Here is a 12929-nt window from a genome sequence, read left to right on the forward strand (position 1 = left end):
GACTCAGAACCTCTCCGGCTTGACGAGGGCGAGAACGAGATATCCCAGCAGAGCGACGGCCACGACCAGGCCGACGATGTTCTCGGCAGTCACAGCTTCGTCACCCCCTTGGCGATGAGAGCCACCAGCGCGAAAACCGCGATCGTGGTGACGACGAAGGCCACATCGGCCATCGTGAGCTCCTGGAGGAAGTGGAAGTAAAAGATCGGCCAGCTGGCCGATCCAGAGCTAACCGCATCCCGGAAGCGTCGTTAAGGGGCCTTGACGGCTCCCATACGCCGGACGTGGCGCCTTTGACGGAATCCTTACGCGGCTCCGATACGCAAGCCCTGTTCAGCCCTCGCCGGGCAACGCCGTGTCGAGGGCAGAGCCGGTCAGGTCGGCGAGTGTCGCGGCCACCCGGCGCGCCTGGACCGAAGGCACCGAACCCGGCGTGGGGGCGAGCATGAACCGGCCGTAGTAGTGACCGTTGCCACTGGCGCGCAGTTCGATCTCGCCCTCGGGCCAGCCGTTGCGTTCCAGATCCCAGGCGCGGCGACCGACCGACACACTGCCGTCGTGCTCCAGCCGTGGCGGGCGGCCGAGCAGGGACCCGTATTCGAAGCGGCATCCCCGCAGCTCCAGCAGCTCGGTGAGATCGCCCCGGACGTGGTCCACCACGGCCTCGGGAGATCCGGCGCGCTGAGCGAGACGGGCGGTGGCGTGCAGGCGGGAGAGGTGATCGGCATCTGTCACCGTCACCACCTCGAGCCGTCGCACCCGGACGGCGAGCTGGGCGACGAGGAGTCCGACCACCAGCAGCAGGACGGCAGTCTGGATGTCGTCCGGGTCGGTGATGGTGAAGCGCTGGTAGGGGCGGGTCAGGAAGAAGTCGAACCAGGCCGCCGCCGAGACGGCCGCGAGCGCCCCGGCGAGGCGGGTGCCACGGGCGGCCACCAGGACGATGGCCACCACCAGGATCAGTGCTTCGTTCGTCTCCGCCAGCCGGCTGCGGAAGGGCACGAGCGCGAGGGCGACCAGGAAGGGCAGGACGAGCGCCCCGATCAGTGCGACACGGTCACTCGCCAGGTACCGGGGCATTCGGTCACCTTCCAGTTCATCCGTCTCGGGACGGACCCCGAAGGACGTCGGCTCAGAACTTCTCCGGGTTGATCAGGGCTGCCACGAGGTATGCGAGCAGGGAAACGGCCACGAGCAGCCCGACGACATTCTCCAGGTCCATCTGCGATCCGTTCTCTCGGCCACGCGGGGCGGCCCCGCAATGCGACGATGCACCCGCGCCGGGCGGACCGCGCCCGTGCTGACGCTGTCTTGTCGGACTTCATACGGAAACCGTCCAGCACTCGCCGACACCCCGTGACGTACAGGAACCGGAACCTCAGCGAGTCGGCAGGGCCGGCGGATCCATACCTGTTGATGTTTCGCTGACGGAGTCCTGACGGAAGTCACCGCACACCCGTCAAGACCTCGCCAATTACCGGCTCCGGACGCTGGGCATGGGCTCAACGACCGGTAGGTTCCTGCCCGTTGCACCGCCAGGGGATCCTAACGTCGTGTGACGAGCCGGAGGGGCCCCTATGGGACGGGTCCCCCGGCGGTGCATCCCTCGTTCCGGCCCAGCCGATCCCACCGATAGGTCTCTCCATGCCTCCCGCGCCACCCGGCAGGTACCTCCCGTCCGGACCCCGTCGCAGGCTCCCGTCAACCGGCCACCTCACAGACGCCCAGGGCGGCGGCCCCTGCTGGACTCCGTGCAGCCGGCGGCTTCCTTCCAGGAAGCCCTGCGCAAGCTGCGTCCCCGTGAACTCGTCAGGAAGCCCGTCTTGTTCGTGGTGGCGGTGGGGTCCGTCCTGACCACCCTCTCGGCTCTGGTCCACCCGTCCGTTTTCACCTGGGTGATCAGCATCTGGCTCTGGCTGACGGTGATCTTCGCCAACTTCGCCGAGGCCGTCGCCGAAGGGCGCGGCCGGGCCCAGGCCGAGTCGCTGCGCCGGGCGCGTACAGACATCGTCGCGCTGCGCCTTCGTCACTGGACGTACGGCATGAACCTCCGGCACGCCGAGACCGAGGCCGTCTCACCGGCCGGCCTCCAGCCGCTCGATGTGGTCCTGGTGGAGGCGGGGGAGATGATCCCCGCCGACGGCGATGTGATCGACGGCGCCGCAGCGGTCGACGAGTCAGCCGTCACCGGCGAATCGGCCCCGGTGATCCGGGAGTCCGGCGGCGACCGATCAGGCGTGACGGGCGGTACGACCGTTCTCTCCGACTCGATCGTCGTACGGGTCACCTCACGCCCCGGGCACAGCTTCATCGACCGCATGATCGCCCTCGTGGAGGGCGCCACCCGGCAGAAGACCCCGACCGAGATCGCGCTCAACATCCTGCTGTCGGCGCTCACCGTCACCTTCATCCTGGTCGTCGTCACGCTCCAGCCCATGGCCGCACACGCGGGCGCCGCCCAGACCACCACCGTGTTGGTGGCCCTCCTCGTCACCCTGATCCCCACCACCATCGGCGCCCTGCTGTCCGCCATCGGCATCGCCGGCATGGACCGCCTCGTCCAGCGCAACGTCGTCGCGATGAGCGGGCGCGCGGTCGAGGCCGCCGGCGACGTCAACACCCTGCTGCTCGACAAGACCGGCACCATCACCCTCGGCAACCGGGAGGCGGCCTCCTTCGTGCCGCTCCCCGGGGTGGACCACCTCAAGGCCGCCGACGCCGCCCAGCTGGCCTCGCTCGCCGACGAGACCCCCGAGGGGCGCTCCATCGTCGTGCTCGCCCGGCAGTACGGCCTTCAGCCGCCCGCCGAGGGGGAGCTGAGCAATGCGACGTTCACCCATTTCAGCGCCCGGACCCGGATGAGCGGAATCAACCTGAGCTGGAGCAACGGCGCCGCCTGCGCCATCCGCAAGGGCGCGGCGGCTCAGGTCGCCGAATGGGTCTCGCTGCGCGGCGGGAGCGTGCCGAGCGAGGCCCTGCACTGGTCCGACGGGATCTCCGCGTCCGGTGGTACACCCCTGCTGGTCGCCGTCCATGACTGGGACGGCCCGCGGGTGGTGGGGATCATCCATCTCAAGGACGTGGTCAAGGAAGGGATCCGGGAACGCTTCGCGGAGCTGCGCAGCATGGGCATCCGTACGGTCATGGTCACCGGCGACAACCCTCTCACTGCCAGGGCCATCGCCCAAGAGGCCGGCGTCGACGACTATCTCGCCGAGGCCACCCCCGAGGACAAGCTCGCGCTGATCAAGCACGAGCAGGCGGGCGGCAGGCTCGTCGCGATGACCGGCGACGGCACGAACGACGCTCCGGCCCTGGCTCAGGCCGATGTCGGCGTCGCGATGAACACGGGCACCTCGGCCGCGAAGGAGGCCGGGAACATGGTGGACCTCGACTCCAACCCCACCAAGCTCATTGAGATCGTCGAGATCGGCAAGCAACTCCTCATCACTCGGGGAGCACTGACCACGTTCTCCATCACGAACGACGTCGCCAAGTACTTCGCGATCATCCCCGCCATGTTCACTGCCGCCTACCCGGGGCTGGAGGCGCTCAACATCATGGGCCTGCACAGCCCGAAGTCCGCCATCACCTCGGCGATCATCTTCAACGCCCTGATCATCATCGCCCTGATCCCCCTCGCCCTGCGCGGCGTCCGCTACACGCCCGCCTCCGCACACGATCTCCTGCGCAGAAACCTCGCCCTGTACGGACTGGGCGGCCTCATCCTGCCTTTCGTGGGCATCAAGCTCATCGACCTGCTGGTGTCCGCCGTTCCCGGCCTCGGATGAGATCCGTCAGAGCCGAGTCAAGGAGCCGTCAGGGCACTTGAACCCGTCGTCGCAAGCACGTTGGATGGATACCGTGAACATCGGTCAGCGCCACGACGACCGGCCGCCATCAGGACTGATCCGTGCCCGGCTCACGTCGATGCCGCCCGCGAAGCGCCCTGCGCGCCCTCCAGTGCGCTAGCACCCGTTGACCCGTGCGGGAGGCCCTTCCGGGCTCGCCGCGATCACCATGCAACGCCGGCGCACTCGCGTCCGCACACACCCGCGTTCACCTCACCGCATGGCCGGCGGGGCACTTCGTGTCCCCTCCGCAGCTATGCCCTTCCACAGGAACCACCATGCCTTCATTCCTGTCCGGCCGGACCATCCTGGTCACCGGCGCCACCTCCGGCATCGGCTACGAGACCGCCCGTCGGCTCGCCGAATGCGGTGCCACCGTCCTGCTGCACGGCCGCACCCCGCAGGAGGCCCGGGCAGCCACCGACCGCCTCATCGCCACCGCCGACGTCGACGCAGAACTACTGCGCCCGTGCGCGGCGGACTTCGCCCACCTCGACGAGGTCGAGCGGCTGGCCAACCGGATCATCACAGGGCACCCGCATCTCGACGTCCTCGTCAACAACGCCGCCGTCGCCGCCCCCGAGCGCCACACCGTGACACCCGATGGCAACGAACTCGCCTTCCAGGTCAACTTCCTCGCCCACTACCTCCTGACGAACCTCCTCGAACCGGCGCTGACCAGCGCCCCGGGCGGCCGCGTCGTCAACGTCTCCTCCTCAATGCACCGCACAGCCTCCATCATGTGGAACGACCCCAACCGCACCCGCCGCTACTCCAGGCTGGCGGCCTACGCCCAGTCCCAGCTGGCACTCACGGTCTTCGCCGCCGACCCGCGCGTCACCGCGGTCTCCGTCGATCCGGGTGTGTGTGAGACCGCACTGCGGCCCCTCTACGGCCACGAAGGCACCTCGGCCGCCGAGGGCGCCGCCCACGTCGCGCGGCTCTGCGACCCGGCCGTCGAGATCGTCAACGGCGCTTACTACGACCGCGGCCGGCGCATGGAGCCGGCACCCGCCGCCACCGAGGAACGGACCGTCAAGCGGCTGAACAAGCTCGCAGACCTGCTCGTCAGCCACTCCGGCTGAAGGAGGACCCGGAAGAAGAAAGCTCGCCGCGAAAGGGCCGCCGACCACGGAGGCAGGGCCAGCCGGAGCTGACCGCTGTGCGATCCGGCCCAGGAGTGGGGCGGCCCAACAACCGGGGCCGCCCCACTCCCGCCTCCCATGGGTACGGAGACCGATGATCGAGATCTCTCCCTGACCCGTCGCGGTCACACTGCTGGTCGGGAGCCTGCTGGGCGCGTTCCCCAGAGCGTCGTAGACGGTGCGCACTCGCAGCTCCACCTGTACGAAGCGGTGGCGGCCCCGGCGCCGCGGCCCTGGTGGGGGTCCAGCTCACCACCATTGGACCTTGGTTCCTCCACCGCTTGGCCGCACGAAGCGGCCAAGGGGACCCGCTGGCCTCCCACCTCCCGGCTGACGAGAGACCGGACACAACCAGCGGACACGGCGGACAGCCCGTGGGAAGCTTCGCTCTGAGAAAGCCCTCCTGCCAGGAGTCCCTTCATGAGCCACCACTCCCATCCCGGCCAACGCCGAGCGAACCCCCGCGCTCGCATGCGCTGTCCCGGCTCACCGCTTGCCGCTATGGGAGTGATCCTCACGATCACCGGTGCCGCCCTCTACGCGACGCCTGGTGAGCGGCCGGGAATCGTCGCCGCCGGCGCACTCGTTCTGTCGGCCCTCGCCGCTTGGTGGTGTGCCTCCCGCCAGGGGTGATCACGACCTGACACCGAAGTGTCCATGGGCCGGGTGCGGGGCAGACAACCCGGCCTCCGGTGGATACGGTGTAAACAACGTGTCAAGAGTTGGCACGCGGTGTGCCGGGAAGTCTGGTCGGCGTCCCCAGGGCAGTGCGCCCTTTCTCGCCGACGCCGAAAGCCAACCGCGATGCCCACCGACCCACATGACACTTCCTCCCCCCGACCGCCACTCCCCGGTGTCCCACCCCGGCCCGGGCTCACCGCTCCCAAAGCCGAGACAGTCGGCGCGGACGGACACCACATCTGATGGCCGATGGTGGAACCTCGCTGTTGGCACCGGTAATCGTCATCGCTGCCCTGGTCATCCGGACAGCGCTCACCGAGCTCCGGGATCCGGGCAGTGCCCAGCGGCAGTGGGCATTCGCCGCCAATGCCCGGGCCATGGCGGTCGGCGCGACGGTCGCCTCAGCCATCATCTTGATCGGCGGTCAGCGCTTCGGCTGGGCGGCATCTGCCTGGGCACTTCTCGCCGGGGCACTCACCGCGTTCCTCACCGGCCGTGACACTCCCGACCCCACATCCGCGGTCGCGCGGAGCAAGGAGCAGGCCGTGTCGGAACGGCAGATCGGAAAGGTGTTGGCCGCGGTTGGCGCGCCCCTCACCCTGGCCGGAGCGGCCATGCACATCCTGCCTGGCCCCGGATTCCCGTTTCTCATCATCGGCCTGGCCATGCTGATCACAGGCCTTGCCATGGCCGCCTCAGCCCGCCGCCGATAGCGCTGTCGGCGTACGGGAGCTCAGGACGTACGCCGACAACCACCGCCACCTCCCCCTCTCCCCGCCCCACCGTCGACCGGAGCCTGCAAGCCATGACCTGGCAGTGGATCGGGCGAGGTGGCCGTCCGGCAGGAGACCGGCCCGACACGGACGAGGCGGCGGAGGGGACCGAACCGGACACCACGCCACTCCCCCGCCCTCTGTCACTCTCTGCCGCATTCGAGGGCAGCGAGCCGATCGCCGGGGCGCGGCTGCTTACCCGCTCCTTCTTGGCCGGCGTGCAGAGGGTCCATGGTCTGCGGATCTCGGACCGCGTTCTGGACCTGGTGGAGCCGGTCGTCAGCGAGTTGGTCACCAACACCCGCAAATACGCGCCCGGCCCCAGCCTGCTGACCCTCCAAGTCCGGGACGGCTGCGTGGACGTGACCGTCTGGGACAGCAACCCGGCCCTGCCGACGATCCTGCCTCCAGAACCCACCCGCGTGGGACATCACGGCATCGAGATCGTCATGGCCTCCGCCCGGACCTTTCAGGTCCGCCGCGAACCCGTCGGCAAACGGATCACCGCCTTCATCCTGCTCACCGACGATCCGGCCGCGGACGCCGCAGGCCGCTGACGATGAGAGATCGGGCCGCGGAAACGCACAGCCTGCGGGGGGGCTGCCCTCCTCGAAGGCGTGGACCTCTTCAAGGCTTCATCCCTCAGCCATGGCATCGCGAAGCGGCCGCCGCCCAAGCCTCGCGCGAGGTCCAGGTCACGGGTCAGGAGCGCGCGGACTGCGCAGCCCGGTTCTCGGCAGAACGTATGGGTAAAACACTACAAAAGGTATATAGCCACTCTCCTTCGCTTGCGAGGAGGCGTAGGGCATGGATTCCTGGCTGATCTGGCTGATTGCAGCTCTGATCCTGGGCGCAGTGGAGATCATCACCCTCACCGCCGCTCTCGGGTTGCTGGGGGGCGCAGCGCTGGTCACAGCCGTATTCGCCGCCGCCGGTTTGCCCCTTCCCTGGCAGTTTCTGGTGTTCGCGGTCGTGTCGACGGTCGGCTTGGTCTTCGTCCGCCCGGTCGCGCTTCGCCGCTTGTCTTCATCGCAGGAGGGGCGCTTCGGCGTGGACGCCCTGATCGGCGGAGCCGCCTACGTGACATCAGAGGTGTCGAAGTGGGGTGGCAGGGTCCGTATCGGCGGTGAGGAATGGACGGCGCGTGCCTACGACGAGACGCTGGTGATCCCTCCCGGCACGACCGTCGATGTCATCGAGATCAAAGGCACCACCGCGCTCGTCTATCCCCGGGAGTGAGCCATGGAGATCTCCGCGTTCCTCATAGCCGGCCTGCTCGTCGCGGCCCTCGCAGTCTTCACCGTGGTGCGGGCGGTCCGGATCGTCCCCCAGGCCCGCGCTCGCAACGTCGAGCGCCTCGGACGCTACCACCGGACCCTGAAGCCCGGGCTCAACGTGGTCATCCCCTACATCGACCGCGTCTACCCGGTCATCGACCTGCGCGAGCAGGTCGTCTCCTTCCAACCTCAACCGGTCATCACCGAGGACAATCTCGTCGTCGAGATCGACACCGTCCTCTACTTCCAGGTCACCGACCCGCGCGCGGCCGCCTACGAGATCGCGAACTTCCTGCAGGCGGTGGAACAGCTGACCGTCACGACGCTGCGCAACGTCGTCGGCTCCATGGACCTGGAAAAGACCCTGACATCGCGCGACACCATCAACAACCAGCTCCGCGGTGTCCTCGACGAAGCCACTGGTAAATGGGGACTCAGGGTCAACCGGGTCGAGATCAAGGCCATCGACCCGCCGCAGTCCATCAAGGACGCGATGGAGAAGCAGATGCGGGCCGAGCGGGACAAGCGGGCCGCCATCCTCGGAGCCGAGGGGCAGCGCCAGTCCCAGATCCTCACCGCGGAAGGCGACAAGCAGTCCGCCGTCCTGCGTGCCGAAGGCAACCGGACCGCCGAGATCCTCAAGGCCGAGGGGCAGTCGCGAGCCATCGACGAGGTGTTCCAGGCCGTCCACCGCAACGACCCCGACCCCAAGCTCCTCGCCTACCAGTACCTCCAGATGCTCCCCCAGCTCGCACAGGGCCCGGGCAACACGTTCTGGGTGATACCCGGCGAGGTCACCTCCGCCCTCCAGAACGTGACGCGCGCCTTCACCGAAGCCCTCCCCCAGTCCGCGGCCACACGCGAGGCGTCCTCGGACGACCTGGCCGTCCAGGCCGCGAACGACGCGGCGAAAGCCGCGGAAGCCGCCGCCGAAGCCCTCGCCGACGCCGCCGAGGCCGACAGTGAGGCCGTCACCGTCAGCGCGCTCACAGCACGTCGCGACTCCAGCGGGTCGGGCGATAAGGCAGCGCCCCCGCCCGGTCCACCGAACTGAATCGACTTCGGGTCGATCCGGACGCGCCACGCACAGATGCTCCAGCGCCGTTCTCGCGCACGGGAGACACCCGAACGCAACCGCTCGGCAGCCTCGTCAACGTGACCTTGGTGTACCGGTTGTCGGCATGCCTTGCTGATCCCTGGGCACCGGAAGGGCCGCCGGCGAGCCTCCAAGCCTTCGCCGACGGCGACCACTCACATGGCCCGATACCGGGGCGGTTCGTACGCATTCCTCTTCAGGGAGCGCCTGGGGCGTGGTGCAGGGTTGGGCCGATGCCCGCCGCCCGCGCGTCCGCGACGGTTCTGGGCAGCAGCGCGAGCAGGACCGCAGGCACCACGACGCCACCCAGCCCGCCGAGGAAGGCCAGCACCCCTTTGGCGTGCAGACGCCGCCTGCGTCGGTTGCGTGACCGCTCGCCGCGACTCGTCTTACGACTGGACACGGCTCGTCTCCGGGTCAGTAGTGACTGGCGGGTGGGAGGGCCTGGGTGAGCCGGCGGCGGGGATTCCGGCGAGGTCGTCGACGTGGAAAAGGCGCGCGATCGGTACGTCGGTGCTGCTGTGGGCGATGATCGAGAAGGCGATGCAGATCGCGATGAGGGTGTATGCCTCCTTGCCCTGCGGGATGCCGGCCTGCAGAACCAGCAGGCCGTAGACGACGGACGCGAAGCCCTTGGGCCCGAACCAGGCGGCGACCATCTTCTCCCGCCGCTCCAGCCGGGTGCCCAGCAGCGACAGGAGCAGCGAGGCCGGGCGGATCAGGACGATCGCCAGGATCACCGCTGCGTACCCGCCGAGTGACAGGTCGCCGAAGAGCTGGGGCGTGAGCAGGGCTCCGAAGACGAGCAGGGCGGCGAACTTCGCCAGCTCCGCGAGCGCTTCGCCGAGCGGCTCGAAGACCGTCTTCGCCTCGGGCGACACGGATGCCAGGACGGCGCCGGCAGAGAAGGCGGCGAGGTAGGGGTTGGCGTGGGTGAGGTGGCACAGCCCGTACAGGATGATGCCGGTCGCCAGGGGCAGCAGTGGCTGGAGCTTGGGCTCCGCCCCCAGCAGTCGGAGCCGCACCAGGCCGGTGACCACCAACGGGAGGACGATCCCGAAGAGGAGCCCCAGCCCGAGCTCCAGACCGATCATCGGGATGGATGCCTGCATCTGGCCGGAGGTCGGTCCTGCGACGGCGATGAGGATCAGGACCACCGGAAGGGCGAGACCGTCGTTGATGCCGCTCTCCACGTTGAGCAGTTGGCGCAGCTTCGCCGGTACCTCTTTGCGCCCCACGATGGCCGAGGCGAACACCGGGTCCGTCGGCGCCAGCACCGCACCCACCAGGAAGGACGTCGTCCAGTCCAGCCCGACGAGGTAGTGGGTGATCAGCGCCATGCCGGCCATCGCCAGCGGCATACCGAGCCCCAGGGCGCGGGCCGGATTCTTCCAGTTTTCCCGCAGCTTCGGGAAGGAGACGTGCATGCCGTCGGTGAACAGCACGGCGAACAGCGCAAGATCGGCGGTGACGGCCACGATCGGGCTGTCGGCGGTGATGTGGATCAGCCCGAGGAACCCGTCGCTGACCAGGGCTCCGCCCGCGAGGAACAGCAGCGAGGTCGAGAGCACGGTGCGGGCGGCGAGCCCGGAGAAGAGGACCGCGATCAGCAGCGCCACACCGAAGACAGCGACGAGCACCATGGCAGAAGCCCCCGATTCGAGAAGAGATGTGTCCCGTATCCGCCGACCAGGCTTCCCGGCACTCCACCGGCTACTTTACGTATCCCTTACGTCGTCTTGACGGGGCTCTGACGGCAGTCCGGACAGCCGCACATTGCCGGACTCCGGCATGAACGCGTCACTTATCGGCCGTCTATCGTGGGCGTACGCATCAGAGAGGTGTCCATGAACGGAAATCCGCTGTACCACGGCATCGCGCTGGCGGTAGGCACACTGCTCGTGCTCCCCCTGGCGTTGGCGGTGCTGGGCGGCTGGACGCCGCGCGGGCTCCGGGGGCGGCGGCTGGCCGTCCGTCCCTACGCATGGGCCTTCCTCTGCCTCTATGCCGTGATGCCGCTGAACGCCGTCCCGCGCATGATCGACGCACCATCGGGCGTCGTCATGGCCTGCACAGGCCTGGGCTTCGGCTTCGTGGTGGCGGCCGCAGTGTGCTTCCTGCGCGCCGAACGGACCCCACGCTGCGTGGACTCGCGAGCGAAGAGTTGATCGCGATGCCTGGAGGCAGGCTCCTTGGGTGGGTGCGGTGCAACCTCACGGAACGCCGTATGGCGGTCGCCCTCGTGATCGTCGGCGTTCCTATGACGCTGGCCGGCGCCTTGCTGTACGTCCTGCCGGGCCCCGGATCTCCGGTGCTGGTCATTGGCCTCGCCACGCTCATCACAGGCTTGGTCATGCTGGGCTCACGGGCCGGCCAAGGCTGAGCCGACAGGAAGACGCCCTCGGCGCTCCTGCCAGTCCGCACCGACCGCTCGGAACGGTGCCCGCTCGCGCTCAGTGTGCTGCCGTTCAACGTCGGGCGGCAGCCGAAAGCATCTGACGACGACGGTCGTGCGAGAGTCAGTCCGGAGGCGGGCGTCCGCCAATGGTTAACGCGACCAAGGCCCCCGCCAGCAACGCCCAGGTCAGGGCCGGCGACCCGGCCGACGCCAGTCGGCCTGGGCGAGGACACATGCCACCACCGCCCCGGCCACCAATGCACATCCCGCAGAAAACGCCACTGTCGACGCCCGGCCCCGGGTTCTCGCAGCTCGGTGACCGCTGTCCTGATCACGAGGGCGGCAATGACGATCGCCATCCCCAGGAGCGTTGCCCACCCGCCGTCTCCTTCGCGTCAGCCATTGGAGCCGGGCGCGGGGGTGCGCTGGTAGATGTCGGGGATGCCGTCGGCATCGGCGTCGAGGGTCTCCTCCTCGTACAGATGCCGATAGATCTTGTTCCGGCGCCGGAGCAGGACGGCGGCGAGTACAGCCGCGGTGAGGGAGGCGATGAGGACGGCGGCCTTGACGTGCTCACCGGCTTCCGCACCCGGGAAGGCGAGTTCGCCGATGAGGAGGGCGACGGTGAAGCCGATCCCGGCCAGGACGGAGAGGCCGAGGACATCGGCCCATGCGAGGTCGGGGTTGAGCTCCGCCTTGGTGAAGCGGGCGGCGAGATAGGTACCAAGGAAGATGCCCAGGACCTTGCCGACGACGAGGCCGATGAAGACGCCGAGGGGCTCGGGGCTGGTGAACACCTCGGCCAGCGCAGGTCCCGAGATGCTGATGCCGGCGGCGAAGAGGGCGAAGAGCGGCACCGCGATGCCCGCCGAGAACGGGTGCACCAGGTGCGATACGCGGGCCCCCGGGGAGCTGTCCTCACCCTTGTCGCGGGTGGTCCGCAGGATGAGCCCCATGGCGACGCCCGCGACGGTGGCGTGGATGCCGCTGTTGTACATCAGGGCCCAGATCGTGATACCGAGCGGTACGTAAAACCACCAGCCGCGGACTCGGAGCCGCTGGAGCAAGTAGAAGACTCCCAAGCCAGCGAAGGCTCCGCCCAGCGCCCAGAAGTTCAGGTCGCTGGTGAAGAAGATCGCGATGATGAGGATGGCACCGAGGTCGTCGACGACGGCCAGGGTGAGCAGGAAGGCCCGCAGGGCGGAGGGGAGGTGGGTGGAGATAACGGCGAGGACGGCGAGGGCGAAGGCGATGTCGGTGGCCATCGGCACGGCCCAGCCGTCGAGGCTGCCGCCCCCCAGGCCGGCGGTGAGTGCGTACAGGGCGGCAGGCACGATCATGCCGCACGCGGCGGCGACGACCGGGAGGGCAGCCGTGGCGGGGGTGCGCAGCTCGCCGACGACGAGTTCGCGCTTGAGTTCGATGCCGGCGACGAGGAAGAAGACCGCCAGGAGCCCGTCGGCGGTCCAGTGCCCGAGCGACAGGTCCAGCCCGAGGGCGGGTATCCCGAAGTGGAAGTCGCGTATTGCCTCGTACGCCCCGCTCCACGGGCTGTTGGCCCAGACCAGGGCCACGACGGCTGCCGCCAGCAGGACGAGGCCGCCGATCGTCTCGGTGCGCAGGGCGGAGGCGATGGCCTGACGTTCGGGCCATGGCATGAGTCCGAACACGACGCGAGGGCGTGGGCTGGTCATGGCGGTGGCCCTCC

Annotated in this window: 14 protein-coding genes; 8 read left to right on the plus strand and 6 right to left on the minus strand. The window is 68.8% G+C overall.

The annotated features are described in order from the left end of the window. Positions 1–3: 3 nt before the first annotated feature. From kdpF (OG435_RS09025) to kdpF (OG435_RS09035), 3 genes are all read right to left on the minus strand, one after another. Positions 4–93: a K(+)-transporting ATPase subunit F gene (gene kdpF, locus OG435_RS09025; protein WP_018845955.1), complete on the minus strand. Its 90-nt coding sequence runs from the start codon at positions 91–93 to the stop codon at positions 4–6. Positions 94–333: 240 nt separating this feature from the next. Then, positions 334–1080, minus strand: coding sequence for a DUF4118 domain-containing protein (locus tag OG435_RS09030; protein ID WP_266876312.1), 747 nt, complete (start codon positions 1078–1080; stop codon positions 334–336). A gap of 52 nt (positions 1081–1132) precedes the next feature. Further along, complete coding sequence (gene kdpF, locus OG435_RS09035; RefSeq protein ID WP_252310259.1) at positions 1133–1222, minus strand: K(+)-transporting ATPase subunit F; 90 nt, start codon at positions 1220–1222, stop codon at positions 1133–1135. A 355-nt stretch (positions 1223–1577) separates the two neighbouring features. Here kdpF (OG435_RS09035) and kdpB point away from each other — a divergent pair, with 355 nt between their 5' ends. The 6 genes from kdpB (at position 1578) to OG435_RS09065 (ending at position 8781) form a co-directional block, all read left to right on the plus strand. Next, entirely contained in the window at positions 1578–3791 is a 2214-nt protein-coding gene (gene kdpB, locus OG435_RS09040) for a potassium-transporting ATPase subunit KdpB (protein ID WP_266876313.1), read from the plus strand. Positions 3792–4129: 338 nt separating this feature from the next. Further along, positions 4130–4936: an SDR family NAD(P)-dependent oxidoreductase gene (locus OG435_RS09045; protein WP_266876314.1), complete on the plus strand. Its 807-nt coding sequence runs from the start codon at positions 4130–4132 to the stop codon at positions 4934–4936. A 983-nt stretch (positions 4937–5919) separates the two neighbouring features. Next, positions 5920–6390, plus strand: coding sequence for a hypothetical protein (locus OG435_RS09050; RefSeq protein ID WP_266876315.1), 471 nt, complete (start codon positions 5920–5922; stop codon positions 6388–6390). A 278-nt stretch (positions 6391–6668) separates the two neighbouring features. Then, entirely contained in the window at positions 6669–7007 is a 339-nt protein-coding gene (locus tag OG435_RS09055) for an ATP-binding protein (protein WP_266876316.1), read from the plus strand. A gap of 250 nt (positions 7008–7257) precedes the next feature. Next, positions 7258–7689, plus strand: coding sequence for an NfeD family protein (locus OG435_RS09060; RefSeq protein WP_266876317.1), 432 nt, complete (start codon positions 7258–7260; stop codon positions 7687–7689). Positions 7690–7692: 3 nt separating this feature from the next. After that, positions 7693–8781, plus strand: a complete 1089-nt coding sequence (locus OG435_RS09065; protein ID WP_266876318.1) for an SPFH domain-containing protein — start codon at positions 7693–7695, stop codon at positions 8779–8781. Between the two features lie 238 nt (positions 8782–9019). Here OG435_RS09065 and OG435_RS09070 read toward each other — a convergent pair whose 3' ends face one another. Beyond that, positions 9020–9226, minus strand: a complete 207-nt coding sequence (locus OG435_RS09070; protein WP_266876319.1) for a hypothetical protein — start codon at positions 9224–9226, stop codon at positions 9020–9022. Further along, complete coding sequence (locus OG435_RS09075) at positions 9213–10466, minus strand: cation:proton antiporter (RefSeq protein WP_266876320.1); 1254 nt, start codon at positions 10464–10466, stop codon at positions 9213–9215. The genes OG435_RS09070 and OG435_RS09075 overlap by 14 nt, the downstream gene beginning before the upstream one ends. 204 nt (positions 10467–10670) lie before the next feature. On the opposite strand from OG435_RS09075, the gene OG435_RS09080 reads away from it, so the two are divergent. Next, positions 10671–10991, plus strand: coding sequence for a hypothetical protein (locus OG435_RS09080; RefSeq protein ID WP_266876321.1), 321 nt, complete (start codon positions 10671–10673; stop codon positions 10989–10991). A 59-nt stretch (positions 10992–11050) separates the two neighbouring features. Then, positions 11051–11206: a hypothetical protein gene (locus tag OG435_RS09085; protein ID WP_266876322.1), complete on the plus strand. Its 156-nt coding sequence runs from the start codon at positions 11051–11053 to the stop codon at positions 11204–11206. Between the two features lie 410 nt (positions 11207–11616). Here OG435_RS09085 and nhaA read toward each other — a convergent pair whose 3' ends face one another. Next, on the minus strand, positions 11617–12915 hold the full coding sequence (nhaA, locus tag OG435_RS09090) for a Na+/H+ antiporter NhaA (RefSeq protein ID WP_266876323.1): 1299 nt from the start codon (positions 12913–12915) through the stop codon (positions 11617–11619). Between the last annotated feature and the right edge of the window lie 14 nt (positions 12916–12929).

It is taken from the genome of Streptomyces sp. NBC_01264, assembly GCF_026340675.1.
Classification (GTDB): Bacteria; Actinomycetota; Actinomycetes; order Streptomycetales; family Streptomycetaceae; genus Streptomyces.

Coding starts and splice junctions, on each gene's coding strand:
- OG435_RS09030 (WP_266876312.1), bottom strand. CDS start 1,080: ATGCCCCGGTACCTGGCGAGTGACCGTGTCGCACTGATCGGGGCGCTC.
- kdpF (WP_252310259.1), bottom strand. CDS start 1,222: ATGGACCTGGAGAATGTCGTCGGGCTGCTCGTGGCCGTTTCCCTGCTC.
- kdpB (WP_266876313.1), top strand. CDS start 1,578: ATGGGACGGGTCCCCCGGCGGTGCATCCCTCGTTCCGGCCCAGCCGAT.
- OG435_RS09045 (WP_266876314.1), top strand. CDS start 4,130: ATGCCTTCATTCCTGTCCGGCCGGACCATCCTGGTCACCGGCGCCACC.
- OG435_RS09050 (WP_266876315.1), top strand. CDS start 5,920: ATGGCCGATGGTGGAACCTCGCTGTTGGCACCGGTAATCGTCATCGCT.
- OG435_RS09060 (WP_266876317.1), top strand. CDS start 7,258: ATGGATTCCTGGCTGATCTGGCTGATTGCAGCTCTGATCCTGGGCGCA.
- OG435_RS09065 (WP_266876318.1), top strand. CDS start 7,693: ATGGAGATCTCCGCGTTCCTCATAGCCGGCCTGCTCGTCGCGGCCCTC.
- OG435_RS09075 (WP_266876320.1), bottom strand. CDS start 10,466: ATGGTGCTCGTCGCTGTCTTCGGTGTGGCGCTGCTGATCGCGGTCCTC.
- OG435_RS09080 (WP_266876321.1), top strand. CDS start 10,671: ATGAACGGAAATCCGCTGTACCACGGCATCGCGCTGGCGGTAGGCACA.
- OG435_RS09085 (WP_266876322.1), top strand. CDS start 11,051: ATGGCGGTCGCCCTCGTGATCGTCGGCGTTCCTATGACGCTGGCCGGC.
- nhaA (WP_266876323.1), bottom strand. CDS start 12,915: ATGACCAGCCCACGCCCTCGCGTCGTGTTCGGACTCATGCCATGGCCC.